The 14,534-nt window shown below is 69.2% G+C and carries 15 protein-coding genes and 1 tRNA gene; 12 read left to right on the top strand and 4 right to left on the bottom strand.

Annotated features, from left to right (window positions below):
- The coding region (locus tag VGE49_RS03620; RefSeq protein WP_414643594.1) for a gamma-glutamyltransferase family protein at positions 1–1,171 on the bottom strand (1,171 nt) is incomplete at its 3' end.
- 152 nt (positions 1,172–1,323) lie between these two features.
- Here VGE49_RS03620 and VGE49_RS03615 point away from each other — a divergent pair.
- The 3 genes from VGE49_RS03615 to VGE49_RS03605 all read left to right on the top strand — a co-directional run bounded on the left by VGE49_RS03615 (position 1,324) and on the right by VGE49_RS03605 (position 3,590).
- A tRNA-Arg gene (locus VGE49_RS03615) sits at positions 1,324–1,400 on the top strand.
- Positions 1,401–1,528: 128 nt separating this feature from the next.
- The gene (locus VGE49_RS03610) at positions 1,529–1,951 is read left to right on the top strand and encodes a TadE/TadG family type IV pilus assembly protein (protein WP_331033216.1); all 423 of its coding nucleotides are present in this window, start codon (positions 1,529–1,531) and stop codon (positions 1,949–1,951) included.
- A gap of 1 nt (position 1,952) precedes the next feature.
- Positions 1,953–3,590, top strand: coding sequence for a TadG family pilus assembly protein (locus tag VGE49_RS03605; RefSeq protein ID WP_331033215.1), 1,638 nt, complete (start codon positions 1,953–1,955; stop codon positions 3,588–3,590).
- 24 nt (positions 3,591–3,614) lie between these two features.
- Here the strand turns inward: VGE49_RS03605 and VGE49_RS03600 are convergent, their stop codons facing one another.
- A complete protein-coding gene (locus tag VGE49_RS03600) occupies positions 3,615–4,970 on the bottom strand; it encodes a M23 family metallopeptidase (protein WP_331033214.1) in 1,356 nt (451 codons plus the stop codon).
- Positions 4,971–5,302: 332 nt separating this feature from the next.
- Here VGE49_RS03600 and VGE49_RS03595 point away from each other — a divergent pair, with 332 nt between their 5' ends.
- The 9 genes from VGE49_RS03595 (at position 5,303) to VGE49_RS03555 (ending at position 13,159) form a co-directional block, all read left to right on the top strand.
- On the top strand, positions 5,303–8,500 hold the full coding sequence (locus VGE49_RS03595) for an intermembrane phospholipid transport protein YdbH family protein (protein WP_331033213.1): 3,198 nt from the start codon (positions 5,303–5,305) through the stop codon (positions 8,498–8,500).
- Positions 8,501–8,588: 88 nt separating this feature from the next.
- On the top strand, positions 8,589–8,774 hold the full coding sequence (locus tag VGE49_RS03590) for a YnbE family lipoprotein (RefSeq protein WP_331033212.1): 186 nt from the start codon (positions 8,589–8,591) through the stop codon (positions 8,772–8,774).
- Between the two features lie 20 nt (positions 8,775–8,794).
- Positions 8,795–9,154 (top strand): YdbL family probable chaperone protein, encoded by a 360-nt coding sequence (locus tag VGE49_RS03585; RefSeq protein WP_331033211.1) that lies wholly within the window; start codon positions 8,795–8,797, stop codon positions 9,152–9,154.
- Positions 9,155–9,163: 9 nt separating this feature from the next.
- Positions 9,164–9,463, top strand: a complete 300-nt coding sequence (locus VGE49_RS03580) for a hypothetical protein (protein WP_331033210.1) — start codon at positions 9,164–9,166, stop codon at positions 9,461–9,463.
- A 17-nt stretch (positions 9,464–9,480) separates the two neighbouring features.
- Positions 9,481–9,930: a COG3650 family protein gene (locus VGE49_RS03575; RefSeq protein WP_331033209.1), complete on the top strand. Its 450-nt coding sequence runs from the start codon at positions 9,481–9,483 to the stop codon at positions 9,928–9,930.
- A 91-nt stretch (positions 9,931–10,021) separates the two neighbouring features.
- Complete coding sequence (locus tag VGE49_RS03570; protein ID WP_331033208.1) at positions 10,022–11,149, top strand: acyltransferase family protein; 1,128 nt, start codon at positions 10,022–10,024, stop codon at positions 11,147–11,149.
- Between the two features lie 37 nt (positions 11,150–11,186).
- Positions 11,187–11,711 (top strand): CHAP domain-containing protein, encoded by a 525-nt coding sequence (locus VGE49_RS03565; protein WP_331033207.1) that lies wholly within the window; start codon positions 11,187–11,189, stop codon positions 11,709–11,711.
- A 55-nt stretch (positions 11,712–11,766) separates the two neighbouring features.
- The gene (locus tag VGE49_RS03560; protein WP_331033206.1) at positions 11,767–12,612 is read left to right on the top strand and encodes a tryptophan 2,3-dioxygenase; all 846 of its coding nucleotides are present in this window, start codon (positions 11,767–11,769) and stop codon (positions 12,610–12,612) included.
- Between the two features lie 61 nt (positions 12,613–12,673).
- A complete protein-coding gene (locus tag VGE49_RS03555) occupies positions 12,674–13,159 on the top strand; it encodes a PA2169 family four-helix-bundle protein (protein WP_331033205.1) in 486 nt (161 codons plus the stop codon).
- Between the two features lie 147 nt (positions 13,160–13,306).
- On the opposite strand, the gene rplS is transcribed toward VGE49_RS03555, so the two are convergent.
- On the bottom strand, positions 13,307–13,729 hold the full coding sequence (gene rplS, locus VGE49_RS03550; protein ID WP_331033204.1) for a 50S ribosomal protein L19: 423 nt from the start codon (positions 13,727–13,729) through the stop codon (positions 13,307–13,309).
- 2 nt (positions 13,730–13,731) lie between these two features.
- Positions 13,732–14,484, bottom strand: a complete 753-nt coding sequence (gene trmD, locus VGE49_RS03545; RefSeq protein ID WP_331033203.1) for a tRNA (guanosine(37)-N1)-methyltransferase TrmD — start codon at positions 14,482–14,484, stop codon at positions 13,732–13,734.
- Between the last annotated feature and the right edge of the window lie 50 nt (positions 14,485–14,534).

Raw genomic sequence — 14,534 nt, 5'->3', positions numbered from 1 at the left:
CGCCCGGCGGCGTCCCGAACGGCGCGGCCCCGCGCAGGGCCGGGGCAAGCGCGGCGCGCTCGGCCACATAGGCCGGGTCCAGCAAGCCGGCGACCGGCACCGAGACGAAGGCGGGATCGCCATAGTAGCGATCGCGGTCGGCGTACATCAGCCGCTGCAACTGGGCGAAGGCGGCCCAGGCCTCGGGGCTGGCCGCCCCCTTGTCCAGATCGGGCGTCCGCTCGCCCATAGCCAGAAGCTGCAGGATCGACGCGCCGCTGGACGGCGGCGGCGGGACGCAGATGACATAGACCTTATAGGGTCCGCAGACGGCCTCGCGCACGATGGGGCGATAGGCGGCGATGTCTGCGGTCGTCAGTCCGCCGGGACGCGGCCCCTCGGCCACAGCGGCGGCGATCGCCTCGGCCAGCGGCCCCGTCTGGACGCCCGCCGCCCCCTCGCGCGCGATGGTCCGCACCGTGTCGGCATAGGCCGGGTTCTTCAGCACGTCCCCGGCGACGTAGCGGGCGCCGTCGGGCTTGGTGAAGTATTCGGTCGCCCAGCGCGTGCCGGCCTGAGGCGCGTCCGAAGCGATCATCCCCGCCAAACGCGGACTGACCACGAAGCCGTCGCGCGCCAGCGTCTCGGCGTCGCCGAACAGCTCGGCCCAGGGCAGCGCCCCATGCTGCTTCTGCGCCAGAGCCAGCATGGGCACGACGCCCGGCGCCCCGGTCGAGCGCCCGCTCAGCACCGCATCGACGAAGGGCAGAGGCCGCCCGTTCTCATAGAAGAGCTCCGGCGTGGCCGAGGCCGGCGCCGTCTCGCGTCCGTCATAGACGGTGATGGTCTCGCTCTCGGCGTCGTAGAACATCATGAAGGCGCCGCCGCCCAGACCTGACGACTGCGGCTCGACCAGACCCAGCACCGCCTGGATGGCCACAGCGGCGTCCACCGCCGATCCGCCGCGCGCCAGAACCTTCATCCCGGCCTCGACCGCCAGAGGATTGGCCGCCGAGACGAACGGCCCGCGCGCCGCCGTTTCCGCCGCAGCCGCGGCCGGCCCAGCCGCCGCCGCATCCACGACCGGCGCCGTGACGCATCCGGTCAGCAAAAACGCGCCGACGGCCGCGCCCGTCAGAATGAGCGAAATCTTGCGCCGACGGTTCGACGTGGGGATGGAATAGGCGCGCACGCAACGGCTCCTGCGGGGTTCGGAGAGAGGTTCATGCCTAGTGCCACAGGACCTCTAGGCCAAGCCTGCATTTTCTATCGAGATTTCCAGAAAAGCTGCTTGCCAGTCCCCGGCTCGCCCGCTAGATAGCCGCCCTGCCCGCAAGGCAATGCGCACCCGTAGCTCAGCTGGATAGAGCACCAGACTACGAATCTGGGGGTCAGGAGTTCGAATCTCTTCGGGTGCGCCACTTGCTCCTTCCTTGAAATCAGACGTCGCAAGGCGGTCCCGTTCGGGCCCGCCTTTTAGCATGGGCGTTTAGCACCGCTTAACGGTGATCAATCTAAGGTTGTCGCCTGAAAGAGGTGAGGCCTGACCATGAGCCGACGCTTTTCCCTTTTGACGCCGGGGCGCGATCGACGCGGCGTCGCCGCCATCGAGTTCGCTCTGGTGGCCCCTATCCTGATCCTGATGATGCTCGGCATGGTGGTGTACGGCGGCTGGTTCTGGATGGCGCACTCCGTCCAGTCCCTGGCGTCAGAAGGCGCCCGAGCGGCGATCGCCGGACTGAACCCGAACGAACGAGAAGCCCTGGCCCGCGACTTCATCGACGCTCAGGTCGGCGACATGGGCCTGCAGACCGAACGCGCCACTGTCGAGGTCGAGAGCACGGCCGGCGTGATCCGCGTCAAGGTCGCCTATGACGTGCGCGACCATCCGCTGATGGCCCTGGCCGCCATCGTGCCGGCGCCGCCGCGCGTCATCCATCGCACGGCCGTCGTGCGCCTCGGCGGCTACTGACATGATCCGCCCGAATTGGCTGAAGGACGACAGGGGCGGGGTCGCTGTCATGAGCGCGGCCTTCGGCGGCGTCATGTGCGTCCTGGCGGCCCTGGCCGTCGATCTGGGGTCGATCTCCCTGAAGGCGCGCCAGATCCAGGGGACGGCGGATCTGTCGGCCCTGGCCGCCGCGCGCGACCTGACCCGCGCCGACAGCGCGGCTCGCGCCACGGCCTCGGCCAATCTGATGGATGTCAGCGTGGTCAGCGTGACCAAGGGGGCCTATGTCGCCGACCCCGGCGTCGCCCCCAAGAACCGTTTCAGCCCCGGAGGCGCGACGCCCAATGCGGCGCGCGTCGAGGTGACGGCGCCCGCCCCGCTGTTCTTCGGACGCTGGGTCCTGCAACGCGACAGCATCGCGGTGCGCAAGACGGCGACCGCCGCCATACCGGGCGGCGAGCCGCGCGCCATGTTCTCGATCGGCTCGCGCCTGGCCAGTCTGGACGGGGGGCTGGCCAACGCCCTGCTGTCCGGCCTGTTAGGATCGAACGTCTCGCTGACCGTCATGGACTATCGCGCCCTGGCCGGGGCGCGGGTCAATCTGCTGCAGTTCTCGGACGCCCTGGCGACCGAACTCGGCGTGACGGCGGGCGACTACGACGCCCTGCTGCAGCAGGAGGTGACGGCGGGTCGGGCGTTGAAGGTGCTGGAGACCCTCGCCGGCGCCGACACCAAGAGCGTCCTGAGCAAGCTGACCCGCGCGCCGGTCGACGCCAAGCTGAAACTCAAGGACCTGATCGGGGTCGAGGCCGGCGCCAGGCAGGGCTTGGGCGAGGGCCTGAACGCCGAGGTTTCGGCCCTGGACCTGATCATGGCTACGCTCGAAACCGCCAACGGCGACCGTCAGGTGGCGCTGGATCTGGGCGCCCGCGCCGGTCTGGCCGATCTGGACGTCATGCTGGCCATCGGCGAACGGCCGAACAAGTCCCCCTGGATCACCATCACCGGCAGGGGCGAGCCGATCATCCGCACCGCTCAGGCGCGGATCTATCTCAAGGCCACCACGGCCCAGGCCCTGTCGGGTCTGGCGCAGGTGAAGCTGCCGATCCTGGTCGAGGCCGCCGCGTCCGAGGCGAAGCTCAGCCGGATCGCCTGCGGCGCGGCGCCCGGCGTGACCCTGGCCGTGCGCCCCGGCGTGGCCCGCGCCCGCATCGGCGTGGTGGACGAATCCAAGCTGAAAAACTTCAAGACGGCGCTGACCAGTTCGTCCGCGACGGTCATGTCGGTGCTGGGCCTGGTGACGGTCAAGGCCCACGCCGATCTGGAGATCGCCGACCTGAACTGGCAGGAGGTCGCCTTCACCCCCTCCGACATCTCGAACCGGACGGTGAAGTCCGTGCGGTCACACGGTTTCGTCAACGGCCTGATCGTCAGCCTGCTGCAACGGCTGGAGGTGGATGTGAACGTGATCGGTCTGGGCCTGGGCCTCGGCGACCTGGTCAAGGCTCTGGGCGTGCTGCTGACGCCCCTCGGCCCGGTGCTGGACGGGATCGTCCAGCCCCTGCTCGACCTGCTGGGCCTCAAACTGGGCGAAGCGGACATGCAGACACACGCCGTCCAGTGCCCGGAGCAAGGACGAACGCCTGTTCTGGTCGGTTAGAGGAAGGGGCCGCGCCCCCGCCCGTCAGCCTTCGACGGAGCGCAGCCCCGAGACGGAGGCCTGCTGCACCACCGGACGGCGCTGGCCGCCGGCGGCGATGATGCGGTCGATGCGGGCCTTCTCAGCGCGGAAGGCGGCCAGGTCGGCGCCCGCCAGGACGGTGCCTTCCTGGGTCTTGATGCCCGACGGATTGATCCGCTGACCGTTGCGCCAGATTTCATAGTGCAGGTGAGGGCCGGTCGAGGCGCCGGTCGAGCCGACATAGGCCACCACCTGACCCTGCGACACGCGCTGGCCGGCGCGAATGCCCGAGCCGTAGCGCGACAGGTGGCCGTAGCCGCTTTCCAGACCATTGGCGTGGCGGATGCGCAGCCAGTTGCCGTAGCCGCCCCAGCGACGGGCCTCGACCACCACGCCATCGGCCGGCGCCACGATGGGCGTGCCGGTGCCGGCGGCGAAATCCATGCCCTGGTGCATCTTGCGATAGCCCGAGATGGGGTGGGTGCGGACGCCGAAGTTCGAGCTGACGCGGCGGAAGCTGGTCAGCGGGGTGCGCATCATGGCGGTGCGCGTGTTCTTGCCGGTGGCGTCGAAATACTGGGCCGTCTTCGCGCCGGCCGGCTGGAAGCGGTAGAAGGCGTGGCCCTTCAGCTCGGCGTAGAGCAGTTCGCCGGTCTCCACCGTGCGGCCCGCCTCAGTCACCGAACGGTCGAAGACCAGGGTGAACTCGTCAGACGCCTTCACGTCGCGCTGCATGTCGAACTTGTGGGCGAACAGCTGGCTGGCGCGGCGGACGACCGCCGAGGTGGCGCCCAGTTCGCGGGCGCTGGCCGACAGCGACCGCTGGACCTTGTCGTTGGCGACGACGGTTTCGTGCGTCACCTTCTCATCAAGCGCGCGCAAGCGCAGGGCGCCGTCGAAGCTGCGCGAGACGGTCAGCTGGCTGGCCGGGCCGGTGCGCATGGTCAGGCCGATCAGACGGGCGTCGCCCCGGCCGGCGCGCGGCTTGGAGACGGCGGTCTCGAATTTCAGACCGGCGCGCAGATCCTTCAGATCAAAGGCGCTGGCGATGGTGGCGGCGACGGCGCTGGCTTCGTCGGCGCCGATGCCGGTGCGGCGCACGGCCTGCTCGAAGGTTTCACCACGGCGGATTTGTACGGGGATGGCCTCGGGGGCCGTCAGACCGGCGGGCGCGCCGGCGGCGGCGTAGGCCTGGGTCTCGAGATAGGCCATCTGTTCCGACGTCAGCGCGGGAACTTCCTCGGCGCGGACAGGTTCATAGGCTTGACCCGCCACAAGGGCGATGGCCACGGCGGCGGCGGTCGTCAGGAGATGCGGCGCAAGCCGCATGGGCTGGCGGCGCGGATCGAACTGAGCCATCGGTCCCCGGCAATCGACGACGCCCTACTGGCGCCAAACCATTCGAATCATGGATCGCGCCCAGGTCCCCCCGGAAACGCGAAGCGAGCGATATAGCCCGTCCGTCCCATCTTGGGAAGCGCGAAGGTTACATTTGGTTAACTTGGCCCGCCCCAGGCCAAGTATTCCACCGTTCGCCCTGAATCATCCGGCGATGACGGCCCTTTTATCGCCTTGCTTGACTGAACAGTGACTGAAGCGCCACGCTCCAGTGTTCATACGGCAACAACTATTGTCCCGGGGCATTCTGTGGCGTTGTTGCCGTCTCCCTTCCGCCACCACGCCGAGCGCCTTTGACCGACGACGCCCCCGCCTCCGCCGCCAGCCCCCGCCGACAGCCGCGCTCCGCAGCACGGAGCACGCTGACGGTCCTGTTGATCGTCGTCCTGCTGCTGGTCGTGCTGGCCGCCGCCCTCTACCTGGACCGACGCGCCGCCGCGCGCGAGCTGCTGGTCGGCTGGCTGGACCGCAAGGGGATCGACGCCGACGTCGAGGTCGAGCGGCTCGAAATGAACGGCTTCGTCGGCAAGATCAGCGTCGGCGATCCCCGCAACCCCGAATTCAAGGTCGAGCGGGTCGAGGTCGACTACGCCCTGGGCATGCCCTGGTCCAAGGTCGGTTTGGGCGTAACGCCCAGCCGCATCCGCCTGGTCCGCCCGCTGGCCCGCGCCAGCTGGAAGAACGGCCAGTTGTCGCTCGGCTCGCTGGACCCGCTGGTCAAGGAGTTCATGGCCAAGCCGCCGCGCCCCGACCAGCGCGCGCCCCTGGTCATCGTCGAGAGCGGCCGCGCCCGCATCGACACGGAATACGGCCCGGTCCAGATCCTGGCCGACGCCCGCATTGACGACAGCAAGCTGATGCGCCTGAGCGCCCGCCTGCCCGCCGCCTCGCTCAAGAGCGGCGACGTCGAAGCGCGCGGCCTGAGCGCCGTCATTGACCTGACCACCACCGGCGACCGCGTGGCGCTCAAGGTCGAGGCCGCCGCCGACGACTTCGCCGTGAAGGACGCCGGAGGATCGGCCGCGCGGCTGAGCCTGACCGGCGACCTGCCCTATCCCGACCTCAAGGCCCGCCGCGGCGACGGCCGGGCCGTCCTCGCCGCCCGCCTGACCGCCGACGCCCTGTCGGCCGGAGAGATCGAGGGCCGCAAGGCCGAAGCCGCGCTGAACTTCGACGGTCGAACCGAAGGCTGGCTCAACGCCTTCCGCATCCTCGGCCAGGGTCAAGCGCGGGTTCGCGCCCAGGGCCTGAGCGGTCGGAGCCTGGAGGCGCGCGGCGCCGATGTCGCGCTGAACCGCGCTGACGTCAGTGTGACGCGCGGCGAGCGCGGCCTGGAATGGCGCATCGCCTCGCCCGCCGCCGTCACCCTCGACAGCGGAACCTTGAACAGGACTCAGCTGACCCGGGCCGCCCTGTCGTCCAGCGGCCTGACGGCGGGCGGACACGGCGACGCCTTCGAGATCGAAGGGCCGCTGGCCCTGACCGCCGGGCGGCTGGTCGCGGGTGATCTCAGCCTGAACGAGGCCCGCGGCCGCCTGGCGCTGGACGTGGTGCGCGACGGCGTGACCCGGATCACCGCCGCCGGGTCGCTGAACGCTTCGCGCGCGGCCTGGCCCGGCTTCGGCGCGCCGACGAAGGACGATCTGCCGGAGTTTGCTGAACTGAAGCGGGCGCTGGGCGCCTTCGCCATCGACGCGCCGGGCCTGAAGCTGGCCGCCGGCAGCGCGGGGACCGAACTCACCCTGACCCGACCGATCACGGCGCGACCGGCCAACGGCGGCGTCCTGACGCTCGCCCCCGCACGAACGCCCCTGTTCGCGGCGGAATCCGACCAGTCGGGCGGCGGCGCCCTGAGCATCACCTCGCAGCGCGGCGGCGGCCTGCCCGAGGCCCGGATCGCCGTGCCGTCGTGGCGCCTGACACCCGGCGGCTTCCGCGCCACACTGGACGGTCAGGCGGCGCTGGACTTCGGTCCAGGCCGCAACATCGCCCTGTCGACCAAGGGCGAGCTGGCCTCAAACGGCGGGCGGCTGACCTATGCGACCCAGGACTGCATCCCCGTCAGCGTCGAGCGGCTGGAACTGGGCGAGAACGACGTGACCGACGTGGCGGGCCGCTTCTGCCCCGCCGACGCGCCCCTGATCACCGTCGCGAACGGCAACTGGCGCGCGCAAGGGACCCTGGCCGATGTCGGCGCGACCGCCCCCTTCCTGGCCATGCGCTTCTCCGAAGCTCAGGGCCGGCTGGTCGTCGACGGCCAGCCCTCGGGCCTGTCGATGACGGCGAACGTCGCCCGCGCGCAGGCGTCCGACACCACCGATCCCCTGCGCTTCCTGCCTCTGGCGGCGACGGGCGAGGCGCGGCTGACCGGCGACGTCTGGAGCGGCGGCTTCGATCTGACCCGGCTGGGCCATGCGGTCGGCCGCATCGATCTGCGCCACGACGGCAAGGCCGAGGCCGGCGGCGTGACCATCAACGCGCCCGCCCTGGCCTTCACCGCCCAGGGCCTGCAGCCCGACGACCTCAGCCCCCTCGCCGCCGACTACCTGAAGTCGCCGGTCGAGGGTTCCGCCGGGTTCCAGGGGCGGTTCGACTGGACCCCGACGACCTCAAGCAGTTCCGGCCTCCTGACCATCCCCGAGCTCGATTTCACCAGCCCGGCGGGCAAGGTGCAGGGCCTGAAGGGCCGGATCGAGTTCACCAGCCTGACGCCGCTGATCACCGCCCCCGATCAGGTGCTGACGGTGGATCGCCTGGAAGCCGTCACCCCCCTGACCGATCTGGAACTGCGTTTCGCCCTGGACGAAAAGGCGCTGAACCTGGCCGGCGGCAAGATCGAGGCGGCGGGCGGCCGCATCAGCATCGAGCCCTTCAACATCCCCCTGACGCCGGGCGAGGCCTGGGGCGGGGTGATCGTGGTCGAACAGGTGCAGCTGAACGAGTTGATGAAGAGCGCCAACCTGCAGGAGAAGGCCGAACTGGATGCTGTGGTGTCCGGCCGCCTGCCCTTCACCTATGCGCCCGACACGGGCTGGCGGATCGTCGGCGGCGTGCTGAACGCCGTGCGCCCCGGCCGCCTGTCGATCCAGCCCGAGGTCTTCGACGATCTGGCGGCCGGGGGTGCGGAGGCCGATGGCGCGGCCCTGCCGCCCAACACCATGCAGGACCTGGCCTATCAGGCCATGCAGGACCTGGCGATCAGCGACCTGAGCGCCGAGGTCAACAGTCTGGACGGCGGGCGTCTGGGGGTTCGCTTCCATATCCACGGCCGCCACGATCCGCCCGAACGCCAGCAACTGCGTCTGGGCTGGATGGATGTGATCCGTCGCGACTTCATGAACAAGAAGCTGCCCCTGCCGTCCGACACGCCCATCGACCTGACGCTGGACACCACCTGGAACGCCAACCAGATCGTGTCCGACCTGATGGAATGGGGCAAATCCGCCAACGGGTCCGCCCCGACGACGCCCCCGGAAACGAAAACGCCTTGAGCTAAGGCGCCGCTTTGTTCAGAACCCATTCACGCACCGGGGCGTTAGATCGCCGCGACTTCAACCGCCGCCTTCGGAGACCGGCCTCATGATCAGCAAGCGTCAGATCGCCCTGTTCGGCCTCGCCGCCGTCAGCGTCGCCGCGTGCGCGCCCACGGTGAACATCAAATTCAGCGAACCGCTGCAGATCTACGCCAAGCTGGACGCCGACATCCGCATCAAGCTCGACCAGGAACTGCAGAACCTCCTGCGCGAAAACCCCAACCTGTTCTGACCGAAAGAAAGGGGCTGAACATGAACCATCGCAAGCTCTTCGTCGCCGTCGCCGCCGTCGCCGCCCTGGGCGTGGCCGCCGGCGCCGCCGTGGCCCAGACCGCCTCCCAGAAGGCCCTGGTCGATCAGGCCAAGGCCGCCGGTGCGGTGGGCGAACAGGCCGACGGCTTCCTCGGCATCCGCACCTCGGTCGCGCCTGACACCCAGGCCGCCGTCAGCGCGACCAATGCTGGGCGTCGTCAAGCCTACGCCCGCAGCGCCGCCGACGCCGGCACCACGGCCGAAGTGGCCGGCGCCCGGATGTTCGAAACCCAGCTCTTCCCGCGCATCAGCTCGGGCCAATGGTACAAGAACGCCGCGGGCCAGTGGGTCCAACGCTGATCTGACGCGATGAAAACGCCCCAGGCGCGAGGTCGGGCAGAACGCTTCCTGCTGGCCCTCGGCCTGGCGGTCGTCATCGCCGCCGTCGCCACCCTCGGCCTGGCCGCATACTGGCGACTGATCGGCGGCGGCCCGATGTCCGTCCACGGCTGGATCGCCATGGGCGTCGGCGTTCTAGGCGCAATGGGCCTGTCCTGGCTGCTGATGAGCCTGGCCTTCCGCTCGGATCGCGAGGGCTGGGACGATCAGGTCGACAATCGGCTGGACCCCGGCCGCGACGAAGCCGACAACAACGATCCTGACTATTGACGTTCCCGGAGCCCGCCATGCGTTTCGCCCTGCTCTGCGCCGTCTCGGCCGCCGCCCTGACCGCCTGTTCGCAGCCGGCGGCTGAAAAGGCCCCCGTCGCTCCGGCCGAGGGCCGCACCCTGGCCAAAGTCGATCTGGATCAACCGCTGCGCGTCATGGGGACCGAACCCTTCTGGGCGATCGAGATCACGCCCGCCGGCCTGACCTATTCCGGCGTCGATCGCCCCGAGCAGAAGGCCGCCAATCCCGGCCCGGCGCTGCACGGGACGGTGGCCGTCTGGACCACCGAAACCGAGGCCATGACCCCGCTGGTCGTCACCCTGATGGCCACCGACTGTTCTGACGGGATGAGCGACCGCACCTATCCCCTGACCGCCAAGGTCGAGGTCGGCGGCGAAAACCTGACCGGCTGCGCCGCCTCCAGCGCCGCGATCGCGAAGGCCGGCGAGAGCGGTCGGGTCGAATAGGGCCGCCCCGCCCCGCAATGGCGCCGGACTTGCTGCTGAAGCCTCAGGCCGCTTAACGCTTCCCAAAGCGGCGCCGTTTCATGGTGCCCGCATGAGCCCGACGCCCGTCGATCTTCGCCCGTTGACCGCCCTGCGCTTCATGGCCGCGCTCTGGGTCGTGCTCTACACCTTCTGGCCCAATCTGGACGTCGGCTTCCTGCCGAATCTGGCGGCCAAGGGCTACCTGGGCGTCGAGCTCTTCTTCGTCCTGTCGGGCTTCATCCTCAGCCACGTCTATCTGCATGCCTACGCCGAAAAGCGGTTCTCGTATCGCGGCTTCCTGTGGGCGCGGATCGCGCGGGTCTATCCGCTGCATGTCTTCACCCTGCTGGGCGTCATGGCCCTGGGCCTGGCGGCCGTTTTCGTGGGCATGAGCATCGACGGCAGCGTCCTGAGCTGGAAGACCCTGCCCGCCCATCTGCTGATGATCCACGCCTGGGGCTTCGCCGGCGAGGCCGGCTGGAACCACCCCTCCTGGTCGATTTCGGCCGAGTGGTTCGCCTATCTGGCCTTCCCCCTGTTCGCCCTGGCCGCCTGGCCGCTGCGGAAGCGGCCCTGGGTGGCGACGGCGGGGGCGGCGGTCTTCCTGATGGGCCTCTATGCCGCGTTCGAGCGCCTGGCGGGCTTTCCCCTGACCGAGGCCACCTTCCGCTGGGGGGCGCTGCGCATCGTCCCCTGCTTCGCCTACGGCTGCGCCCTCTATCTGGTCTATCGCCGCGCCCCGGTGAAGTCCGCCGCCCCCCTGGCCCTGCTGGCCGCCGCCGTCATGATCGCCAGCGCCTCGGTGCTGGCCTGGGACGCCGTCACCGTGCTGGCCGCCGGCCTGCTGATCCTGGCCCTGGCCTCCCTGCCCGACGGCCGGGCCGGCTGGCTGGCGTCCAAACCCGCCGTCTACCTCGGCGAGATCAGCTACTCGGTCTACATGGTCTGCGCGCCGTGGCAGATTCTGGCGGTCAATCTGGCCGCCCGCGCGACCGGCGCGGACGACAAGCGGCTTCACCTTCTCGTGTGGTTGGGGATCATCCTGGGCCTGATCGCCGCCGCCGCCGTCACCTACCACCTGATCGAGCGCCCGGCCCGAAAGGCCCTGCGACGGATGGCCGAACGGCGCCGCTCGCCTGTGGATCACGCGGGGAAACAGTCTGAAACGGTTCTTCAACCTTCGGACACTATCGTCTAAGGCTTGGTCCGCGTTTTAGTCGGGAGCACGCCAGATGATGAAACGGCTCACAGCCGCTGCGGTTGCGGCGACCCTTGGCGTCCTTGCGCTCGGCCCTGCGCCGGCCAAGGCCGACGACTCCTACTGGCAGTGCGTGACCTTCGCCCGGATGTTCTCGGGCATCCAGATCTTCGGCGACGCTTGGACCTGGTGGCGTCAGGCGGTCGACAAGTTCCGCACGGGCCGCGCCCCGGAAACCGGCTCCGTTCTGGTCTTCCAGCCCAGCGGCCGCATGGACAAGGGCCACGTCGCCGTCGTTTCCGACATCCTGACCGACCGCGTCATTCGCGTGACCCACGCCAACTGGGGCGGCAGCCGCGGCAAGGTCGAGGAAAACGTCACCGTCGTCGACGTCTCGCCCGCCGGCGACTGGAGCCGGGTCAAGGTCTGGTACAACCCGATCAACGCCCTGGGCACCACCGTCTATCCGACCTACGGCTTCGTCTACAAAGGCGCCCGCGACGCCTTCGACAACGGCCGCCAGATGGCCGCCAACGCCGCCGAAGCCCGCGCGTCCAACTGATTTTTCCGTCGCCTCCGGGCTGGCCCTTGCGGCCTGATCCGGCGATAGGTGGCGGATGACCGACGCACACAACGACATTCGCGGCCACGCTATCGAGACCGCCAAGCACGAGCCGACCGGCATCACCTACGCCGGCTATCTGTCGCTTGACGTCCTGCTGAGCGCCCAGCACCCGCGCTCGAACCAGCATGACGAAATGCTGTTCGTCATCATCCACCAGACCAAGGAACTGTGGCTCAAGCAGATCCTGCACGAGATGGCCCTGGCCCAGAGCCTGATCCGCGCCGGCGATCTGGTGCCCGCCTACAAGAGCCTGGCCCGCGTCAGCCGCATCCAGTCGGTCATGACCCAGAGCTGGGACATCCTGGCCACAATGACCCCCTCCGACTATCTGAAGTTCCGCGGCGACCTGGGCGCCAGTTCGGGCTTCCAGAGCGACCAGTTCCGCCGCCTCGAGACCATGCTGGGCCTCAAGGACCCGCGCTTCCTGCGCTTCCATGTCGAACGGCCCGAGGCCCATGCGGCCCTGGTGGCGGCTATGGAGGCTCCCAGCCTCTACGACGACGCCCTGCGGCAACTGTCGCTGGCCGGCCTGCCCGTCCCCGCCGAGGTGTTGAACCGCGACGTCAGCCAGACCTATGAGCCGTCCGAGGGCGTCGAGGCCGCCTGGCTGGAGGTCTACCGCGACACCGAGCGTTGGTGGCCGCTGTATCAGCTGGCCGAAAAGCTGGTGGACCTCGACGACGCCCTGCTGACCTGGCGCCACAAGCATGTGGTGACGGTCGAGCGGATCATCGGCCGTCGCCAGGGCACGGGCGGCACCGACGGCGTCGGCTATCTGGTCGAGACGCTGAAGCGCCGCTGCTTCCCCGAGCTGTGGTCGCTGCGCACCAAGCTCTAGAGCCAAGGGCAACCTTCGCTGCGGGCGCGGGTTTCACCCACGTCAGCCACGGAGGTGTCCGGTGAACTCCCCCAACAGTCATGACATCAGGGTTCTGAACGGTCTGGCCGAAGGCGCCATCGACAGCGCCGACGGCTACGCCGAGGCGGCGGCCGAGACAGACGACGCCCGCTATCGCGACCTGTTCCAGCGCCGCAGCGAAGATCGACGCCGCGTCGCGGCCGAGCTGCAGGCGGCCGTGCGCGACCTGGGCGGTCAGGCCGAGGACGAGGGCTCCATCCTGGCCAAGGCCCAGCGCGCCTTCATGGACATCAAGCACGCCCTGCTGCGCGACGAGGCGGCGGTCGTCGGCTCTGTCGAAGGCGGGGAAGCCCATCTTCGCGACCGCTTCGACCATGCGCTGGCCGACGAGGCCCTGTCGGCCACGACCAGGGAGACCGTCCGCCGCGCCTACGCCGCCGTGAAGACGGGCTACGACGAGATGCACGCCCTGCGACGCAGCCTCGAAGGCCAGCGCGACGCCGACAATCCCCTGCATCCGCAGTAGCGGCCGCTCCACGCACGGCTGGCGTTAGCGCCTCTATCGCGCTCAAGCAGCGCGCGGCCGCGTCGCGCGCGATAGCGCCCTAAAACAACAAAAGCCCCGGCGTTTCCGCCGGGGCTTCGATCTTTTCAGCGCGAGGCCGAAGCTGGATTACGCTTCGTCGCCCTTGTCGGCCGAACCCGTGACCGGCACCGAAGCGCCCTTGGCCGGACGAACCGTCTGGCGCTCGGCGATACGGGCCGACTTGCCGCGACGGTCGCGCAGGTAATACAGCTTGGCGCGACGGACGACGCCGCGACGCTTCACTTCGATGGAGTCGATGTTCGGCGACAGGATCGGGAAGCGACGCTCCACGCCTTCACCGAAGGAAATCTTGCGGACCGTGAAGGTCTCGTTGATGCCGCCGCTGTCGCGGGCGATGCAGACGCCTTCGAACGCCTGGATGCGTTCGCGCTCGCCTTCCTTGATCTTCACGTGGACGCGCAGGGTGTCGCCCGGTTGGAAGTCGGGGATGGTCTTGCCTTCGAGCAGGCGGGCTTTTTCTTCGGCAGCGATCTGCTGGACGATGTTCATGTCTATTCTCCTCGGGCTTTTGCGCCCTTTGCCTTTGATTTGGCGGAGCCAGGCTCCGCGGCCGTCTTCGCGAGGTGCGCCGTCCAGAGGTCCGGACGTCGTTCCCGCGTGGTCTCTTCCCGCTGCGCCTCTCGCCATTGCGCGATCTTCTTGTGATCGCCCGACAGCAGCACCTCGGGAATGTCGCGCCCCTCGAACGTCCGCGGTCGCGTGTACTGCGGGTGTTCCAGAAGACCGTCCTCGAAGCTTTCGGACGACAGGCTGTCTGCCGCGCCAAGCACCCCGGGGATCAGTCGTACGCACGCCTCGATCGCCACCATGGCCGCAGACTCGCCGCCGGCGAGCACCGCGTCCCCGACGGAGACCTCCTCGAACCCGCGCGCATCGAGCACCCGCTGATCCACCCCCTCGAAACGACCGCAAAGCACGACGATTCCGTCGGCCTTGGCCCATTCCTTCACTCGCGCCTGCGTCAGGGGTCGACCGCGTGCGCTCATGTACAAAAGCGGCCGGGGCGGGCCTTCGAGACTGTCTAGAGCCCGGGCCACCACGTCCGCTTTAAGCACCTGACCGGGACCGCCACCCGCGGGGGTGTCGTCCAGGAAGCCGCGCTTATCTTCGGAAAACGCGCGAATGTCCAGCGTCTGCAGGTCCCACAGCCCCTTCTCGCGCCAGGCGGTGCCGATCAGCGACACGCCGAGCGGCCCAGGAAAGGCCTCGGGGAACATGGTCAGGACGGTGGCGGTGAAGGGCATGGCGGCGGCTCATACAGGAAACCCGGCAATCCGGCGAGCCGGTGCATCGC

Source organism: Brevundimonas sp. (assembly GCF_036405315.1).
Taxonomy (GTDB): domain Bacteria; phylum Pseudomonadota; class Alphaproteobacteria; order Caulobacterales; family Caulobacteraceae; genus Brevundimonas.
This window is presented reverse-complemented; position numbering and strand designations above follow the sequence as displayed.

Excerpts from the sequence above, each read along its gene's own strand:
- VGE49_RS03575 (WP_331033209.1), top strand. The coding sequence starts at position 9,481 with ATGCGTTTCGCCCTGCTCTGCGCCGTCTCGGCCGCCGCCCTGACCGCC.
- VGE49_RS03605 (WP_331033215.1), top strand. The coding sequence starts at position 1,953 with ATGATCCGCCCGAATTGGCTGAAGGACGACAGGGGCGGGGTCGCTGTC.
- VGE49_RS03600 (WP_331033214.1), bottom strand. The coding sequence starts at position 4,970 with ATGGCTCAGTTCGATCCGCGCCGCCAGCCCATGCGGCTTGCGCCGCAT.
- VGE49_RS03580 (WP_331033210.1), top strand. The coding sequence starts at position 9,164 with ATGAAAACGCCCCAGGCGCGAGGTCGGGCAGAACGCTTCCTGCTGGCC.
- VGE49_RS03610 (WP_331033216.1), top strand. The coding sequence starts at position 1,529 with ATGAGCCGACGCTTTTCCCTTTTGACGCCGGGGCGCGATCGACGCGGC.
- VGE49_RS03585 (WP_331033211.1), top strand. The coding sequence starts at position 8,795 with ATGAACCATCGCAAGCTCTTCGTCGCCGTCGCCGCCGTCGCCGCCCTG.
- VGE49_RS03560 (WP_331033206.1), top strand. The coding sequence starts at position 11,767 with ATGACCGACGCACACAACGACATTCGCGGCCACGCTATCGAGACCGCC.
- VGE49_RS03590 (WP_331033212.1), top strand. The coding sequence starts at position 8,589 with ATGATCAGCAAGCGTCAGATCGCCCTGTTCGGCCTCGCCGCCGTCAGC.
- VGE49_RS03565 (WP_331033207.1), top strand. The coding sequence starts at position 11,187 with ATGAAACGGCTCACAGCCGCTGCGGTTGCGGCGACCCTTGGCGTCCTT.
- trmD (WP_331033203.1), bottom strand. The coding sequence starts at position 14,484 with ATGCCCTTCACCGCCACCGTCCTGACCATGTTCCCCGAGGCCTTTCCT.
- VGE49_RS03570 (WP_331033208.1), top strand. The coding sequence starts at position 10,022 with ATGAGCCCGACGCCCGTCGATCTTCGCCCGTTGACCGCCCTGCGCTTC.
- rplS (WP_331033204.1), bottom strand. The coding sequence starts at position 13,729 with ATGAACATCGTCCAGCAGATCGCTGCCGAAGAAAAAGCCCGCCTGCTC.